This is a genomic window from Actinomyces urinae (assembly GCF_900119695.1).
Taxonomy (GTDB): domain Bacteria; phylum Actinomycetota; class Actinomycetes; order Actinomycetales; family Actinomycetaceae; genus Gleimia; species Gleimia urinae.
Map to the genome: position 1 here is coordinate 72,059 of NZ_LT632547.1, position 16,410 is coordinate 88,468.

Here is a 16,410-nt window from a genome sequence, read left to right on the forward strand (position 1 = left end):
TAGGCTTTACGTATGACACGGATTGTTTCAGGAGCATTTGGCGGGCGCAGGCTCGACGTGCCTGCAGCGGGTACGCGCCCAACGTCTGAGCGGGTAAGAGAGGCTCTATTTTCGCGTTTAGAGAGTTGGGGAGAAGTTCGCCGCTCCAGAGTGCTGGACCTGTTTGCTGGTTCGGGTGCGCTGGGTTTGGAGGCGCTCTCGCGAGGAGCAGCCAGCGCCACGTTGGTAGATAACTCGGCGGGTGCCCTGAAGGTTTTGCGTTCCAATGTGAGCAAGAACGGCTTCCCCAACGTGCGGGTGGTTCGAGCCGACGCGGCGAAGTTTGAGAGCATTCACTCGTTCAGCCTGGCATTCCTAGACCCTCCTTACGATATTGATATGGGCGTGCTAGGAAACGTCCTTGAACATATCGAGAAGTTCTTAGAGGAAGGCGCTCTTGTCGTAGTCGAGCTGTCTGCTCGCACCCCTGAACCGCAGTGGCCATCCGCGTACGAGCGTGAGTCGAGTAGAAAATGGGGCGAAACCATGGTGTGGTTCCTAACTTTTTCCCCGCAAACCGGTAGCGTGGAAGCATGATACGCGCGGTATTTCCAGGCTCCTTTGATCCGTTCACAAACGGTCACCTCGACATTGTTCAAAGGTGTGCGAACCTCTTTGACGAAGTGATCGTTGGAGTGGGAGATAACCTGTCTAAGAAGTACTGGTTTTCAATCGAGGAGCGTGTGGAGCTTGCTAAACAAAGCACGGCGGGGCTTCCCGGTGTACAAGTTAGACCTCTCGACGGACTGTTGGCCAAATGGTGCGTTGAACACGACGTGGACGTCATTGTGAAGGGGCTTCGTTCCGCGGTTGATGCGGGGTTTGAGCTTCCCCAGGCTACGGTTAACCGCGAGCTGGGCGATATTGAGACGATTCTGCTAGCTACCAACCCGGCGCTTGCTCATATTTCTTCTACGATTGTTAAGGAAGTTGCGGCTAACGGAGGTGATGTTTCGTCTATGGTTAGTGCAGGCGTGAAAGAAACATTGGAAACCAAGATTCGTGGCTAAGGGGGCCAAATCATGAGCGATTTTTACTCGGACGATCTGCAGGGCGCGCAGGCGGGGGAGCCTATTGACGACGTGTACGGCCCTTCCACGGTGATCGCAGCTCTTGACCAGATTGAGGATCTAGTTGAGATTGCGCGCGCACTGCCTATGAGTGCTTCGGTGCTCGTTAACAAGGCTGAAGTGCTTGACTTGTTGGAGCAGGCACGCCAGGCACTACCCGATGATTTGGTGGCGGCGGATGCTGTAGTTGCAGATGCGGATGCGGTAATGGGGCGCGCGGATTCAGCCGCTGAATCCACTATTAATGAGGCAAATGCTAGGGCTGATGGCATTGTTGAGGACGCCCGTAAGAAGGCTGACGATTTGGCGCAGCGTTCGCGCGAGGACGCCGAGGCTGTTCTCGAGCGTGCCGCGGCAGAGTCCGAGCGCCTGGTTGCCAATGCTAAGGAGCAGGCAGAGCAGATAGTTGAGCAGGCGCGCGCACAGGCCGAGGGGCTGATCGCGCAGGAGAACATCTCGGTGCAGGCTCGTGAGCGCGCTGAAGAGATCGTGAGCTCGGCGCATCAAAAGGCCATGGAACTTGCCGAAGACGCCGATCAGTATTGCGCGGATTCGTTGGAGACGCTCGCAATCGCGATTGATCGTATTGCTCATCAGACTCATGCTGGCCAGGATGCAATCGAGTCTCGTCAAGAGGCACGTCGCGCAGGGCGCTAGAATGTTTCCCTGCGCAGCCTTGCACTAGGGATGCAGTAGCTAGTTGTAGATACTTTTCTTGGAGGGATTAGCGATGGCTGATCGCCAGTTTAATGGTGCGATCTTAGATATTCGCACGCTCCCCGCAGAGCCGAATCAGGAGCGTAGCTTCCACCTTGATCTTGCGGCGCCACAGGACCTTGGCACGGTCGTGATGGAGGTGGTTCCCGGCTCTGTTGTGAGCGTGGATATTACGGTTCGTTCCCTCGTTGAAGGCGTGCTGTTCGAAGGGCGAGCTCAATCTCAGGTGCGTTCGGAGTGCGTGCGGTGTCTCGATCCGATTGAGGGTGTGGAAACTACGGAAGTATCGCAAATGTTCTTCACTCCTGAGGCGATCGCGCGTATGCGAGAGGAACATGGTGAAGAGGGCGTCGAAGACCTCGAGGCTTTGGAAGGTGACGAGATCGCGCTGGAGCCAATCTTTAGGGATGCGATCGTGACCAGCTTCCCGTTCCAGCCTCTGTGCAAGGCCGATTGCAAGGGGCTTTGCGATGTGTGTGGCAAGAAGTGGGAGGATTTGCCGAGCGACCACATGCACGAGGTAATTGATCCGCGTCTCGCTAAGCTGGCGGCGTTGCTCGAGCAAGACGAGAAGTGAGTAAACAAAAATCACCAGAGGCCAGCGGTCCGGCTGCCGATCCTATGGATCTTTTGGGACGATGGCGAATTCAGCTGGATCCCGATCTTTTAATCCTTGCTTTAACGCATCGCTCTTTTGCGTACGAGCAGGGCGGTTTGCCGCACAATGAGAGGCTGGAGTTTCTTGGTGACTCGGTTTTGTCGATCATTGTGACGGAGCATCTTTTCGTTAAGTTCCCCACGTGCACTGAGGCTCAGTTGTCGCGGATGAGGGGCGCTATAGTTTCGCAGGTGACGCTCGCTAAAGTGGGGAGAAGCATCGGCCTGGGCAGTTTTATTCTGCTTGGAAAAGGCGAGAACTTAACGGGTGGGCGCGATCGTGATTCCATTCTTTGTGACACGGTCGAGGCCCTAATTGGGGCGACCTACATGTCGCATGGTCTGGAGCCCACGCGAAGGGTTGTTGAGGATCATTTGCGTCCCTTCTTGGAGGATGCGGTTGAGCTTGGCCGTTCGTCTGATTATAAGACCACGCTGCAGGAGTACACGGCGCAGGCGGGCCTTGGCGAGCCAATGTATGAAACGACGAGCCACGGCCCGGATCATGCGCGTGTTTTCAGCGCGACAGTTTCGATTGGCGGCGTTTTGATGGGCGAGGGGGAAGGCACGTCGAAGAAAACCGCGAACTCGAGTGCCGCAAAGGTAGCTTATTTCCACCTGCGTGAGGACGCTACGAGTAGCGCAGAATAGTTGGAGTGAGCGATGCCTGAACTTCCCGAGGTAGAGACCATCCGCATGGGGTTAGCTCCCCATATCGTGGGGCAGACGGCTACGGGCGTAACTGTTTGGGGCGAGCGTACGGCGCGCAACCAGCCGGGTGGGCCCGCTGCGCTAGAAGACGCTATCCGAGGTAGGCGAGTGCAGGCTCTGGCACGCCGAGGCAAGTTCTTGTGGGCGGAGTTGGATAGTGGCCGCGGGCTTGTGTTTCACTTGGGAATGTCCGGGCAGCTTCGTCTTAGTGATGGTGACCGTCCACGTTTTCGCCATGAGCACGCCAGAATCGTTTTGAGTAATGGGCAGGTGCTTTCATTCGTAGATCAGCGCACGTTCGGTCGAATTGAGGTGTGTGATTACGTTCCCACTTCTGACGGGTCTGTAGCCGGTCAAGGCGCCACTTTGGATGCGATTCCGCAGTCTGCGGCGCACATTGCGCGTGACCCACTAGATCCAGCGTTCGATCCTAACGAGGTAGTGCAAAAGATCCGCGCATCAAGAAGCGCGGTTAAGAACTTGCTTTTGCATCAAGAGATAGTGTCTGGCATAGGCAATATTTATGCGGACGAGGCTCTATTTCTAGCTCGCGTGCACGGCCAGCGAATGGGTAAGAACACTCGGGTATACGAGGTGCACAAGATCCTGGAGGCGGCCCGAGATGTTATGCGCAGGTCGATTGAGGCGGGAGGCACCTCTTTCGATGAACTGTATGTAAATACAGTTGGAGAGCCGGGTTATTTTGCCCGGTATTTAGCGGTTTATGGACGCGCTGGGCAGGATTGCATTAACTGCGGTACGCCTATCGCTAGGGTCAGTATTAGTGGCCGCTCACATCATTATTGCCCCGTGTGCCAGCCTCGCTCCGGACGACGTGAACGAAGGGCATGAAAGTATAACCTGCGCTGAGAAATTATCAGGTTTCGCATATAATCATTCAGTGGCTATGAAGAATTCCAGTATTGACTCAAATATTCGCGTAATGGTTGTGGATGACCATGAGATCGTGCGCTACGGAATTATAGAGCTCATCGGTCGTACCGAAGGATTTGAGGTGGTGGCGGAAGCCGGTAGCGTGCAGGATGCTACAACCAGGGCTGATTTGACCACTCCGGATGTAATGTTGGTTGATTTGCAGCTACCTGATGGCACGGGTATAGACATCATGAATCATGTGCGGGAATCGCTTCCCGAAACGAAGTGTATTGTCCTTACCTCTTTTGATGACGATGATGCGCTTGCGGAGTCTTGTAAGGCTGGAGCCAAGGCATTCATTCTTAAGAATGTCCATGGCGCCGAGGTAAGTCGCGTTATCCGTCTTGTTCATGATGGCAAGGTGCTTTTGGATGAGAAAACGATAACTCGCAAGGCCGGTAGTCGAGATGATGTAATGGCCGCTTTGACGCCCGCGGAGCGCCGCGTGGTGGGACTGATAGCAAAGGGCATGTCGAATGCCGAAATTGGCGACGAACTAGGAATCTCTGAGAAGACGGTAAAGAATCACATTACGTCGTTGCTGTCTAAAATGGGGTTGAAGAGGCGCACCCAAGTGATGGCATGGGCAGCAAGCCAGCAATCAGCTCCGTGGCGTGGCCAGCCGTAGCTCCAGGCACTGTCAGCACCGAAGTCGAGTACCGTTGTTACGTGATCGGTAGCTCGCATTTGAGGGTGGTGCCCTTGTCGCCGCGTTTGCCGATGCTCATGGTGCCCCCGTGTTTTTTCACGCGCTTGTCTAGATTTGCGAGCCCCGAATTGCGGGTCCTGTTTGGATCGATCCCAATCCCGTCGTCCAGGATTTCAATATTGATCTGCGGTTCATCTTGAGTTTTTAGATTGATGTTAACGGTCACTGCATCTGCTTGCGCATGCCTTGCGATATTGGAAAGGCCTTCTCGAACAAACGCGGTAATATCGCTAGCTATCTCATCATCGAATAGGGATAGGGCTTGTTCCACAACTGGATCTTGTACGTCAGTTACCGCGTTGCCGTCAATATGTAGAACGCATGAAGGAGCGAAGCCAAGTGATCTTCTTGCCGCAGAAGTCACCTGGTAGATTCGCGCAAAAACGTTTGTTCCTTCAACATCATCCTTGAGGTTTTGCACGATTGATCGAACCTGTACAACGGAGGTGTCGATGGCATTGAGGGCCCCATCTAGGTATTGTTTGGCGTCATCTGGCGCATTGATTTTCTCAAGTTCGTTCTTTGCGGCAGTTATTTGAATGCCGGCTGCAAAAAGCTCTTGAATGGCAAAATCATGCAGGTCGGCGCTGATGCGTTCACGTTCGTTAGCAAGCGCGGTCATTTCGATGATGTGGCGTGCTTCGAATACTTCCAGGCCGAATGCCCCTTGTAGTGCAACACTTTCGGCGAAGCGAAGGTCGGGCATATCAAAGGGGATAGCGCCTTTTTTGCGAAGTAGCATCAGCACGCCAACTGCTTCATTGCGGTTCATGAGGGGGGCGTATAGAGCGGGGCCGAAGTTTCGCAGGGGAGCGAGCTTAACGTTGAGAGCGGTAGCGAAGGACTCGACTATCATGCCGGCCTTCTCTGCGATTACAAACAAGGCGCGTCCTCCTTCAGGGAAGACAGTGCCCAGCAGTTCCTCGGCCATGTATCCACTGGCAAATTCGCACGCCCAAGTGCCCGCAACTGATGGGAGAATGACCAGCACGGTGTCTACTTGCAACCCGCTCTTAATGGCGCCAACTACGGGTTCTAGCCCCTCATCGTCTGTTGCGTCGAAGAGCGCCTGGGTTACCCCTTCGCTGGTTTCTATCCACTGTTCGTCTTGACTAACGCGCCTGGATAGTTCAGAAACCTCTGCTTCAAGGCTGATCATTTTCGCAAAGTGTGTGGCTATGCGAAGGTCATATTCGCTGTACGGTTCAGACTTGTCAAAAACCACGAGGCGGCCAAGCAGTTGCCCGCGCTGTAAAACGGGCACACCAATGGCTCTCTGAATGTCAAGAGTGATGCCAGCCTGGAGAACCTGCGGGTTTATCTCATTGAGAACAACGGGGGAATTCGGGTGAATGTTCGCGGCTATGAGCCTTAAAAACGTTTTTGCGGGGACGTCCATGTTCTCGAAGCGATCGTTATTTGAAATGAGGAGCAAGTGAGCCCCCCACGCGTCTTGAATAACGAATAGTCCCTGGGGAGATTGCGTGAGATCACATACTTCGTGGACGAGTGCTTCGAGTGTAGTTTTGAGCTCGGGGTCGGTCGCAAGGGATGAGTTTGCACTCACCATCGCCCCGGGTGAGTCCGCTTGGAAAAGATCAAACATGGTGACTTGTCCTAGTTGGAGATATCCAGATTGCCTTCGCGCGCAAGTGCCCAGCGGTAAGCGCTGTTGTCCGCGACGAGCTCGGCGTGGGTGCCGCGTGCGGTTATGTTTGCCGGCTCTCCTTCATTTGCGGAGATAACCATCGCCTGCTGAGCGCGATCTAGAGGAGTTAGGCGGTGCGTGACAACCAAGACGCCCAGGTCGTGGCTTTCCCCATCTACGGTTAGAAGGTCGCGGATGAGTCTGTCGGCAGTCTGGTTGTCCACGTGTTCGCCAGGCTCGTCGATAAGCAGAAGGGGAGCCGGCGCGGCAAGGGCACGCGCAAGCAGAAGGCGTCGCCTTTCACCTCCAGAAACGGTGGTGCCTCCAGAGCCGAGGATAGTTTCCAGTCCTTCTGGCAGATTGGTTCTCCACTCGCGAAGGCCCGAGCGGTCTAGTAGTGCAATCGCGTCTTCTTCGGTTAACGAAGGGTTAGCCACGCGCAGGTTTTCCAGTACTGAGGTTGCAAAAATGTGTGCGTCCTCAGCGGTTAGGGAGACTCGCTTGCCCACTTCCGCGCGGTCGGCGCCGTAGATGTCCACGCCATTTAAGGTCACGCGTCCAGCTTTTGGCTCAAGCATGCCGGCTAGGGTGAATAAAACAGTGGATTTGCCAATGCCCGATGGGCCTACGAGGGCCAGGCGAGAGCCGGGTTTTAGCTCTAGGTTTATATCTGTTGCAACAATCGGGCCGCCCGGCCAGCCCACGGAGAGATTCTCTGCTCTTAGCACAGGGGCTGCTTCGTTTGGAATGTCCGTGCGGCTCGATGTTTCGTCGGTATTGAGGATTTCGTCGATGCGGGTAGCAGCGCGTGCAGAGCGGATGAGTTGAACGGCTGCAGGGCTAAGTTCTGCGGTTCCTTCAAAGGAAGATAGCGGCGTGAGTACAAGCACGGCGAGCGCAACGGCCGAGACGAGGCCGGCGTGCACTTCTGGTATGCCAAGAGCTATAGCTCCGATCACGGCAAGGCCCATGGCGATTGCGTCGATGGCTGCAGCGAATGCTGCGGGACGGGCTGCCTGATCTTTGGCCAAGGTGAGGTCGTTTTGAGTTTTGCGAATGGAGTCGCGAACGCCTTGCATTTTTCCAGATACCGCAAGTTCAGCGTAGTGGTCGGTGAGGGTCAGCGCTTCACTGGCTAGTTCGGTGCGGGCCTTTTCTTCAGCAAGCTGTGCGATCCGCGCGGAACGAGCGGTGAGGAGGGGGCCAACGACCCCGGATAGGAGCAGACACAGTGCCAATACGAGCGCTACGGGCAGGGACAGGAACGCAATGCCGATAACTGTGCCAATACCCGCTACTGCAGCGATCCAAGCTGGAAGCACCGACTTTACGAGCAGGTCGCCCAGAGCGTCCACGTCGGCTCCGGTGCGCTCTAAGAGGTCACCTCGTTTTAGTTTGGTGATGGCATCGGTTTTGCGTGTGGAGAGTGTGCGGTAGACATTTTCGCGAAGGTCTGCGATGCCATAGATTGCAACGGTATGTGAAGCAAGACGTTGCACGTAGCGCAAAACTGCTTTGGATACGCCAAAGAAGCGTACGCCGACGGTAGCCACGGTGAGGAAGAGGACGGGTGGCATTTGTGACGCGCGAGCGATGAGCCACGCGGATGTGGCTCCCATTCCGATGGTGGCGCCAAGACCGAGGGCGCCGAGTAGTACGGCTAGGGCAAATTGCGCCTTGTTTACCTGAAGCATGGGCATGAGTCGCTTCAGCGCGGCGCGTTCTGGCTTGGTAATGAAGAGTCTCATCGGGTTTCCTCCAACAGTCGGGGCTGTTCGGTAAGGAAGAACTGCTGGGCCGTCTTTTCCGCAAGTTGCGGGTAATCCCGAATTTCTTGTTCGGTGGCAGGGCGTGACTCGATTTGCAGGATGGAGTCGGCGGCATCCACCACGGCTTTGCGATGCGCGATGACGATAACTGTTCGTCCCATGTCTCGAAGGCGAATCATGGTGTCGATAACCTGTGATTCGGTGAGGGCGTCCAGGTGCGCGGTTGGTTCGTCGAGTATTACCCAGGGAGTCTGTTCAAGAAGGGCACGAGTTAGAGCCAGGCGCTGGCGTTGCCCGACCGATAGGCCGATGCCTCCTTGCCCGATCGAGGTTTCCCACTTGGCCGGGAGCTTTTCCACGACTTCAAGAAAACCGGTTGCGCGCGCTGCTTCCTCAAGTTTGTCTTGTGAGACGTCAAGACCGAAGGAAATGTTTTCTCGGATAGTTCCCGGCAGTATGGCGGGTGCTTGGGGAACCCACGTATGTTGCCTCCACCACGAAGCCGGATCGATTCCGGCTAGGTCCATCCCTCCCACTAATACACGTCCGCGAGTAGGTTTGAGCAGTCCTAGAAGGACCATAACTGTGGTGGTCTTCCCTGCGCCTGACGGGCCTACGAGGGCGGTAATCTTCCCCGTTTGGATGGATGAGTTAAGTCCCGCGGGAGCCCATGCGCCACGTGCTGCAACGTGGAGATCTTCAATCTGAACGTCGTCGTGGGCAAGGTTTGGGGCCTTCGTGCTGCCTTCGGCTTGGACGGGCTCTTCGAGAATCTCGAAGGCGGCGTTGGCGGCGGCTACACCGTCTGCCGAGTTATGGAATTGCTTTCCCACCTCGCGCAGGGGCAGGTACACCTCGGGGGCAAGCATGATTACGATCAACCCGGCGTATAGAGATATGTTGCCATAAACCAGGCGCATGCCAACTTCAACGGCAACAAGTGCAACGGACAGGGTGGCGATGAACTCCAAGATTGCGCCAGAGAGGAATGCAACGCGCAGGGTTTGCATGGAGGTTTTCGCGTGGGTTTGTCCGAGCTGATGCACGTGTTTGTTAGGCGCTTTTTCGCGACCGAGGGCTTTTAGGGTGGCGAGGCCGGCGATGAGGTCAAGGAGTTGGGATCCAAGCCGCTCCATGGTTTGCAGTTTTTGGTCGGAATACTCCTGGGTGAGTTTGCCAACGAGAATCATGAAGATTGGGATGAGGGGAATGGTAAGTACCGCGATAAGGGCAGAGAGAAAGTCGTAGTAGAGCATGACGGCGAGAGCCACGGGAGTGACTGTCATGGTCATGAGTAGTTGCGGTAGGTAGGACACGAAGTATGGCCCTAGGTCGTCTAGGCCGCGGGTTATGAGGGTGATTGTGTCGGTGCCTTTGCGGGCTAGCCACCGGGAGCCGAGCTTGGTGACGTGGTCAAGCACCTGCTCGCGAAGTTCAATGATGGCGTCATTTGCGGCGCGGTGTGCACGCGAGTTTAGAAGATAGAGCAGGCCGGCCCGCACGACCACAATTACCAGTAGCGTAATCAGCCACGGGAAGACGTCCGCGAGGGTTTTTCCCTCGGATATGACGGGGGAGATAGCAGAGGATATCGAGATTGCCTGTGCGAGTACGAGGACTGCCGTGAGCGTGCCAAAAATAGTAATGAAGATGATGTATTTCTTGGCCGCTGCAGCGTATGTCAGCAATCGTTTATCCAGGGGTTTCACGCTTACCCGTCCTGCACTTTCCTACGGATTCAAGTGGAATACACATCTTATATTAGAGATGCGGGGCTGACCATGCATTGGTCAGCCCCGCATCTTGGTGCTTTATCTAGCCTTTGAGGAAGTTCGCTCCAACGCGGATTTGCTTGGGTAGCAGACCCTGGTTTTCTGCGACGTCATCAGGCGAGACGCGCTTGCGGAATACCCAGTAGGAGTATGCCGTGTACGCAAGGACGATCGGTACCATCACGATCGCTACGGTCAGCATCACAACGAGCGTCGAGTGTGAGGACGACGCCTGCGCGATGGTGAGGGAGTATGCCGGGTCGATGCTGGACTTCATCACGTTCGGTGCCATTGCAACGAAGATGAAGGAGACAGCGCCGGCAATTCCAACCGAGGACGCGACGAACGAGCCCATCGAATTGTTGAGTGCCTTCTGCGATAGTGCGGCCGACACGATGAGGGCGATTGCGGCAACCACGAGCGGTAGCCATGCCCATACGGATCCGGCGTAGGCAATTACTGCCCACAGTGCCCAGATCGCGGTGACGCCAGCGGCAATGATCGAGAGCTTGGAGGACAGAGCCTCTGCGCGGTCGTGCACCGGGCCAGCAGTCTTGAGCGACAGGAACTGTGCGCCCTGGGAGAGCGCAAGGAGCAGAACAGCTACGCCACCTAGAAGTGTGAACACCGTGAGGAGCGAGAAGAAACCGCCCGTCAGGTGGTGTACGGAGTGTACGAGCACTTCATCGGTGATTGGGGGCGTTACTGCCTCGAGGGTCATCGGGTCCACGACCTCGATCTTCATGCCCTGTACGAGGTTTGCAAATGCAACGCCGAACAGTAGGGGAACGCCGAAACCTGCAACCGTATGGATGGTGTCCCACGTGGAGCGCCATTTAACGGAGTCAATCATCTTGCGCCACTCGATCGCTGCGATACGCAGGATAAGGAGGACGAGGATGAGGAACAGCGCCAGGTACATGCCGGAGAACATGGTGGCGTACCACTCTGGGAATGCTGCGAAGGTTGCGCCACCTGCGGTGAGGAGCCAAACTTCGTTGCCGTCCCAGTGAGGACCAATGGTCTTCACGGCTTGGGAGCGTTCTTCGTCGTTCTTAGCGAGGAACGGGAGGAGGGCACCAACGCCGAGGTCGAAGCCTTCCAGAATCAGGTAGCCGGTCCAGAGGACGGCGATGAGAATGAACCAAACGATACTGAGCCAACTCATTGTTTATACCAACCTTCCTCAGTATCCGAACGACAGGTGTGTGTCGGGGGTTACTTCATTCGTCTTCGAGTAGGGCACATGCATGCCTTCACGTACCCAGCGACGCAACAGTAGGAACCAAATGACGCCGAGCCCGCCGTATAGGAGGGTGAACAGCACCGTGGTTACCAGCACCTGTCCCGCTGGCACCGTACCCGATGCGGCGAACTCAGTGAGCTGGAGAACGCCACCGACTGGATCTTGGTTCAGCGCGCCGGCAATGTTCGGGTATACCACCCATGGCTGGCGGCCAATTTCGGTGAAGATCCAACCTGCGGATGCACCGATGAACGGCCATGGCAGGCAGAAGAGGGCGAAGTTAGCCATCCACTTGGAACGGGCGAGCTTGTCGCCGCGGTACCAGTAGAGGATTCCTAGGCCCAGCAGCATCGAAATGAGGCCGAGCGTAACCATGATGCGGAATGAGTAGAACACTGGCATCGATGGTGGGCGGAAGTCGTACTGCGATGCATCACCGTAGCGCGAGGTGAACGACTCGTTGGCGTTAAGCATCTCGACCATGCGGTCTTGGATGTCGCGCACGCCTTCGACTTCAGCGTTGAAGGAGTTGTGCGAAAGGAACGATGCGAGTCCGGGAACCGTAATGAAGCGGGTCATATCGCCAGAATCGTCGAGGGGGCATTCGCCAAAGCCTGCAACGGTGAAGGCGGCGCCTTCGGTATCCATACAGATGCCTTCAGCAACAGCCATCTTCATTGGCTGGAGTTTGACCATTTCTACGCCCTGGAAGTGGCCGGTGGCAATGGTGCCGAGGCCAGCAATAATGAGGGCCCAAGCGCCGAACTTAGCGATTGGCTTCCAGATTTCGCGTGCTTCGCGTTCGCCGTGCTCACCAGCGTTTGCGCAGCGTACTGTCCACCACACTGCAATGCCTGCAATGAAGGTGCCAGCTACGAACAGGGAGGTGAAGAGGACGTGCGTGAATCCGAGGAAGAGCACGGGGTTGGAGATGACCTTGAAGAAGCCGCCGGCTCCGTCAAGTTCTGCGCGGCCGGTGGCCGGGTTGTATAGGGCGCCTACAGGGTGCTGCATCCAGGAGTTTGCACCGAGGATCCATACGGCTGAAATCGTTGAGCCAATGGCTACAAGCCAGATGGCAGCTAGGTGCATCCGCTTTGAGATGCGGCCCCAACCGAAGATCCACAGGCCTAGGAAGGTCGATTCCATAAAGAATGCGAGCAGTGCTTCAACTGCTAGCGGTGCGCCGAAGATGTCGCCAACGAAGCGGGAGTATTCGGACCAGTTCATACCGAACTGGAACTCCTGCACGATGCCGGTGGCGACGCCAAGCGCGAAGTTAATAAGGAACAGTTTTCCGAAGAATCGCGTTGCCTGCAGCCAGACCTCATTACCGCTTCTGTGCCACTTGGTTTGCATGATTGCAACCAGGAGGCCCAGGCCAATGGTTAGGGGTACCTGTAGGAAGTGGTAGACAGTTGTGATTGCAAACTGCCACCGCGCCAGAAACACTGCGTCGAGTGCTGCTGGGAGGACGGTCATGTTTCCGCCTTTCCGAGTTGATAGGTAAATAAGGTCGGCGACTTTCGACGACCCCTCTTAGAAACCACTTTATGCATTAATGCAAGGAGTGTGCGGAGAATTTATCTCCCAATCGAGGTTTTATCTGACAAAGCGTGTAATAACGCGCAAGTTAAGCCGCTCACAAAGCGTTTTTTTGATAACAAAATGGTAAATGAAAAAATAATTAGGAAAAATTATTGTTTCTAAAAAGGGTTTTGATCAATTTGCGAGGCTCTTTTCGGCCTGTGTTTGCGACGGCGAAAAAGGTGTTTATGGACGCATTTTCGCCCCCTGCGTCGCCGTATTCGGCCGATCTTCGGTGATTGTGCGATAATTCCTCTTGGAAATACTTTCGCCATACCGTGAAAGTGGTGCATGCAGGTGATGTTTTCTCCCTGTTTTGTGCTTGTGTTAGCCGCCTGGGCTACACCGTTTAGGTTTCCGTCTGAGTAAGACGGCTGCTGCAGGAGCTTGGTATGAAGTCCTGCGCCAACTGGAGAAGGCTTGTGACAACAGAAAAAAATAATGAGGCTGATCGCGCCGAAAATGGAGTCGAAACCGATCCGTTTTCGCCCGGTGTAGGCGCCCCCGTTTTCTCGGGTGCGCACAAAGTGAATGAGGAAGTCCCGCAAGGGACAAAGGTCCCTGTGGCTGCTGCGGCAACGTTGCTGTTCCAAGCTCCTGCGATTTCTCACCCGATTTCAAGCGGGAATGATGACGAGCGTCCCGCTCGTAAACAGAGGTCTCGCAGGCGCATGGTGGAAACGGAAGAAGATGTTACGGAATCGTCCTCAATCGATGATGACGAGAACGACGATGAACACTCGGAACAAACTGGTGACGACGCGAATGAAGAGCAGGTCACTACGGTGCGTCGGCGCAGGCGCAGGCGTTCCGCGGCAGAAGATGATGATTCTTCTGAACTGTCTAATGAGGTTGAAGGCGTCAAGGGGTCGACGCGTCTAGAAGCAAAACGTCAGCGTAGGCGTGAGGGGCGTCGAGAGAATCGTCGTCGTCAGGTTGTAACAGAATCGGAGTTCTTGGCCCGGCGTGAGTCTGTGAAGCGCGAGATGATCGTGCGCGAGAAGAACGGGCTGAACCAGATTGCCGTTCTTGAAGATGGGTTGTTGGTCGAGCACTACGTTGCGCGCCGCACCCAGCAGACAATGGTCGGCAACATTTACCTCGGTCGCGTGCAGAATGTTTTGCCGTCTATGGAGGCCGCGTTCGTTGACCTTGGGAAGGGCCGCAATGCGGTTTTGTATGCCGGTGAGGTGAACTGGGAGGCACTCGGATTCCAAGGCAGGCCGCGTCGCATCGAGCAGGCTTTGAAGTCTGGTGACACTGTCTTGGTGCAGGTCACGAAGGATCCGATCGGGCATAAGGGTGCTCGTCTGACTTCGCAGATCACGTTGGCAGGCCGGTTCTTGGTGCTGGTGCCGGACGGGCAGATGACCGGTATTTCGCGCAAGCTTCCCGAGAAGGAGCGGGCGCGCCTCAAGAAGCTACTGTCTAAGATCGTTCCGAAGGATTCGGGAGTGATTGTCCGTACCGCTGCAGAGGGCGCTACGGAAGTGCAGCTGCGCGATGATGTGAATCGTCTGCAGGCGCAATGGGACGAGGTCGTACAGAAGCAGAAGAAGGGGCAGAAAGCTCCGGTGATGTTGCGATCAGAGCCAGAGCTCGCTGTTCGCGTGGTTCGCGATGTCTTCAACGAGGATTTTTCTTCGCTAACCGTGCAGGGCTCGGGTACGTGGAAGACCATCAGCGAGTACGTGTCAAAGCTGTCACCGGACCTGGAAGATCGTTTGGTTCACTGGACCAAACGCGAGGACGTATTCCACTCGCATCGCATTGATGAGCAACTTGCGAAGGGAATGGATAATAAGGTCTGGCTTCCCTCGGGTGGTTCCTTGATCATCGACCGCACGGAAGCAATGACCGTCATCGATGTGAACACGGGTAAGTTTATTGGCTCGGGTGGCACGCTTGAAGAGACGGTCACCATGAACAACCTGGAAGCCGCTGAAGAGATTGTTCGTCAGCTGCGGCTTCGCGATATTGGCGGAATCATCGTCATTGACTTTGTTGACATGGTGCTCGAGTCTAATCGCGACCTCGTGCTTCGCAGGCTGGTGGAGTGCTTGGGGCGCGATCGCACGCGTCATCAGGTTACGGAGATCACGGCTCTTGGCCTTGTACAAATGACGCGAAAACGGGTTGGTGAAGGGCTAGTCGAGGCCTTCTCTACCCCGTGCGAGTGCTGTGAGGGCAGGGGCTTCATCGTTCACTCCAGTCCGGTGGAGAAAGATAAGTCTGGTCACGCTATCCCGCCTAAGAAGCAGAAGTCGGAGCCGGCGAGAGAGCCGGAATCCGACGAAAAGCATGAGGAAGTGAAGGCAGCGCTTTCGGCAATCGCCGCCTCCGCTGCTTCGAAGCATCACGAGGAAAAGGAAGAAGGCCAGAGCCACTCGAAGAAGTCTGATCGCAAGCGAGGGCAAAGAAAACGCAAGCACGGCGATGACAAGAATTCGAGTAGTGAGTCCAGCGATTCTCATGCGACCGGGGATAAGGAGCCGGTAGTTGCGTCTGAGCAAGAAAACGGTGATGGTGCGGTAGCCCCCCGCAAGCGAGCGCGGCGAGCGGTCACCATGGAGGTTGGAAACCCCAAGGTTAAGCTCGATCTGCCCGAACCGATAAAAACTGAAAAGATTGGAAGGCCCGCGGCTGTGAGCCTCGATGACATTCAGTTACCTGACGCTTCTTCCCGCCCTGCCAAGAAGGCTAGACGAGCGGTAATGTCGCAACCTAATGCCGGTGGGGAAGAGGATAAGTAAACTCAAGACGACACGCGCGCGGCTCCGGTGGTGAATGCCACACGCCTACAAGCGATAAAACGAGCAAATTCGTTTGATTGCTGCGCGCGTTTCAAGTAGTCTTGATCGTCGGTGCGTTTCTTTAAACGCATAATTATTTCGTAATCTATTAAGAGATGAGCAGCAACGTGGTCTACGCGATCGTCAAGGCCGGCGGCCGACAGGAGAAGGTGTCCGTCGGTGATGTCGTCGTCGTCGACAAGTTGGCAGGAGAACCCGGCGATACTGTCGAACTCCAGCCCCTAATGGTGGTCGACGGTGACAAGGTAACCTCGGACGTGTCGGAGCTCGGCAAAGTTAAGGTAACCGCTGAAATCGTTGAGCCCGCCAAGGGTCCGAAGATTTCTATTATCAAGTTCAAGAACAAGACTGGCTACCGCAAGCGCCAAGGTCATCGTCAGCCCCTGACGAAGATCAAGGTAACTGGCATCAAGTAGTTAGTGTTCCTAAACTCGTTTTAGGACTGACAGAAAGAAGCTGAAAGATGGCAAGTAAGAAGGGACTCGGTTCTTCCAAGAACGGTCGCGACTCTAATGCCCAGCGTCTCGGCATCAAGCGCTTCGGAGGCCAGTTTGTACAGGCCGGCGAGATTCTAGTTCGTCAGCGCGGCACTCGTTACCACGCTGGTGAGAACGTAGGTCGCGGCAAGGATGACACGCTTTTCGCACTCGTTGCAGGCGATGTTGAGTTCGCGAACAAGCGCAATCGTCGCGTCGTTAACGTGGTTGAGGCAGTATCTGCCTAACTAGTCTTAACG

The 16,410-nt window shown here is 55.6% G+C and carries 16 protein-coding genes; 10 read left to right on the forward strand and 6 right to left on the reverse strand.

The annotated features are described in order from the left end of the window. Nucleotides 1–12: 12 nt before the first annotated feature. The 7 genes from rsmD to BQ7114_RS01680 all read left to right on the forward strand — a co-directional run bounded on the left by rsmD (nt 13) and on the right by BQ7114_RS01680 (nt 4,758). Complete coding sequence (rsmD, locus tag BQ7114_RS01650; RefSeq protein ID WP_072341101.1) at nt 13–576, forward strand: 16S rRNA (guanine(966)-N(2))-methyltransferase RsmD; 564 nt, start codon at nt 13–15, stop codon at nt 574–576. Continuing rightward, nucleotides 573–1,049, forward strand: a complete 477-nt coding sequence (gene coaD, locus BQ7114_RS01655) for a pantetheine-phosphate adenylyltransferase (RefSeq protein ID WP_072341104.1) — start codon at nt 573–575, stop codon at nt 1,047–1,049. Before rsmD ends, coaD begins: the two co-directional genes overlap by 4 nt. A 12-nt stretch (nt 1,050–1,061) precedes the next feature. Next, nucleotides 1,062–1,766: a hypothetical protein gene (locus BQ7114_RS01660; protein ID WP_072341107.1), complete on the forward strand. Its 705-nt coding sequence runs from the start codon at nt 1,062–1,064 to the stop codon at nt 1,764–1,766. 73 nt (nt 1,767–1,839) lie between these two features. After that, complete coding sequence (locus BQ7114_RS01665; RefSeq protein WP_083431691.1) at nt 1,840–2,403, forward strand: YceD family protein; 564 nt, start codon at nt 1,840–1,842, stop codon at nt 2,401–2,403. After that, a complete protein-coding gene (rnc, locus tag BQ7114_RS01670; protein WP_072341111.1) occupies nt 2,400–3,134 on the forward strand; it encodes a ribonuclease III in 735 nt (244 codons plus the stop codon). Before BQ7114_RS01665 ends, rnc begins: the two co-directional genes overlap by 4 nt. A 12-nt stretch (nt 3,135–3,146) precedes the next feature. After that, entirely contained in the window at nt 3,147–4,046 is a 900-nt protein-coding gene (gene mutM / locus BQ7114_RS01675) for a bifunctional DNA-formamidopyrimidine glycosylase/DNA-(apurinic or apyrimidinic site) lyase (protein WP_072341114.1), read from the forward strand. 91 nt (nt 4,047–4,137) lie between these two features. Then, complete coding sequence (locus tag BQ7114_RS01680; RefSeq protein WP_072341117.1) at nt 4,138–4,758, forward strand: response regulator; 621 nt, start codon at nt 4,138–4,140, stop codon at nt 4,756–4,758. Between the two features lie 37 nt (nt 4,759–4,795). On the opposite strand, the gene BQ7114_RS01685 is transcribed toward BQ7114_RS01680, so the two are convergent. From BQ7114_RS01685 to BQ7114_RS01705, 5 genes are all read right to left on the reverse strand, one after another. Continuing rightward, nucleotides 4,796–6,445: a sensor histidine kinase gene (locus BQ7114_RS01685; RefSeq protein ID WP_072341120.1), complete on the reverse strand. Its 1,650-nt coding sequence runs from the start codon at nt 6,443–6,445 to the stop codon at nt 4,796–4,798. A gap of 11 nt (nt 6,446–6,456) precedes the next feature. After that, nucleotides 6,457–8,235, reverse strand: a complete 1,779-nt coding sequence (gene cydC, locus BQ7114_RS01690; protein WP_072341123.1) for a thiol reductant ABC exporter subunit CydC — start codon at nt 8,233–8,235, stop codon at nt 6,457–6,459. After that, a complete protein-coding gene (cydD, locus tag BQ7114_RS01695; protein ID WP_230205940.1) occupies nt 8,232–9,944 on the reverse strand; it encodes a thiol reductant ABC exporter subunit CydD in 1,713 nt (570 codons plus the stop codon). The genes cydC and cydD overlap by 4 nt, the downstream gene beginning before the upstream one ends. Before the next feature lie 127 nt (nt 9,945–10,071). Then, nucleotides 10,072–11,196, reverse strand: coding sequence for a cytochrome d ubiquinol oxidase subunit II (gene cydB / locus BQ7114_RS01700; RefSeq protein WP_072341128.1), 1,125 nt, complete (start codon nt 11,194–11,196; stop codon nt 10,072–10,074). An 18-nt stretch (nt 11,197–11,214) separates the two neighbouring features. Then, the gene (locus tag BQ7114_RS01705) at nt 11,215–12,756 is read right to left on the reverse strand and encodes a cytochrome ubiquinol oxidase subunit I (RefSeq protein ID WP_072341131.1); all 1,542 of its coding nucleotides are present in this window, start codon (nt 12,754–12,756) and stop codon (nt 11,215–11,217) included. Between the two features lie 497 nt (nt 12,757–13,253). Here BQ7114_RS01705 and BQ7114_RS01710 point away from each other — a divergent pair, with 497 nt between their 5' ends. Then, nucleotides 13,254–15,614, forward strand: coding sequence for an Rne/Rng family ribonuclease (locus BQ7114_RS01710; RefSeq protein ID WP_072341134.1), 2,361 nt, complete (start codon nt 13,254–13,256; stop codon nt 15,612–15,614). Nucleotides 15,615–15,616: 2 nt separating this feature from the next. On the opposite strand, the gene BQ7114_RS09065 is transcribed toward BQ7114_RS01710, so the two are convergent. Then, entirely contained in the window at nt 15,617–15,745 is a 129-nt protein-coding gene (locus BQ7114_RS09065) for a hypothetical protein (RefSeq protein WP_268258623.1), read from the reverse strand. 24 nt (nt 15,746–15,769) lie between these two features. Here BQ7114_RS09065 and rplU point away from each other — a divergent pair, with 24 nt between their 5' ends. Beyond that, complete coding sequence (rplU, locus tag BQ7114_RS01715; RefSeq protein ID WP_034510036.1) at nt 15,770–16,090, forward strand: 50S ribosomal protein L21; 321 nt, start codon at nt 15,770–15,772, stop codon at nt 16,088–16,090. A gap of 47 nt (nt 16,091–16,137) precedes the next feature. Beyond that, on the forward strand, nt 16,138–16,398 hold the full coding sequence (gene rpmA / locus BQ7114_RS01720; protein ID WP_016443457.1) for a 50S ribosomal protein L27: 261 nt from the start codon (nt 16,138–16,140) through the stop codon (nt 16,396–16,398). Nucleotides 16,399–16,410 lie beyond the last annotated feature (12 nt).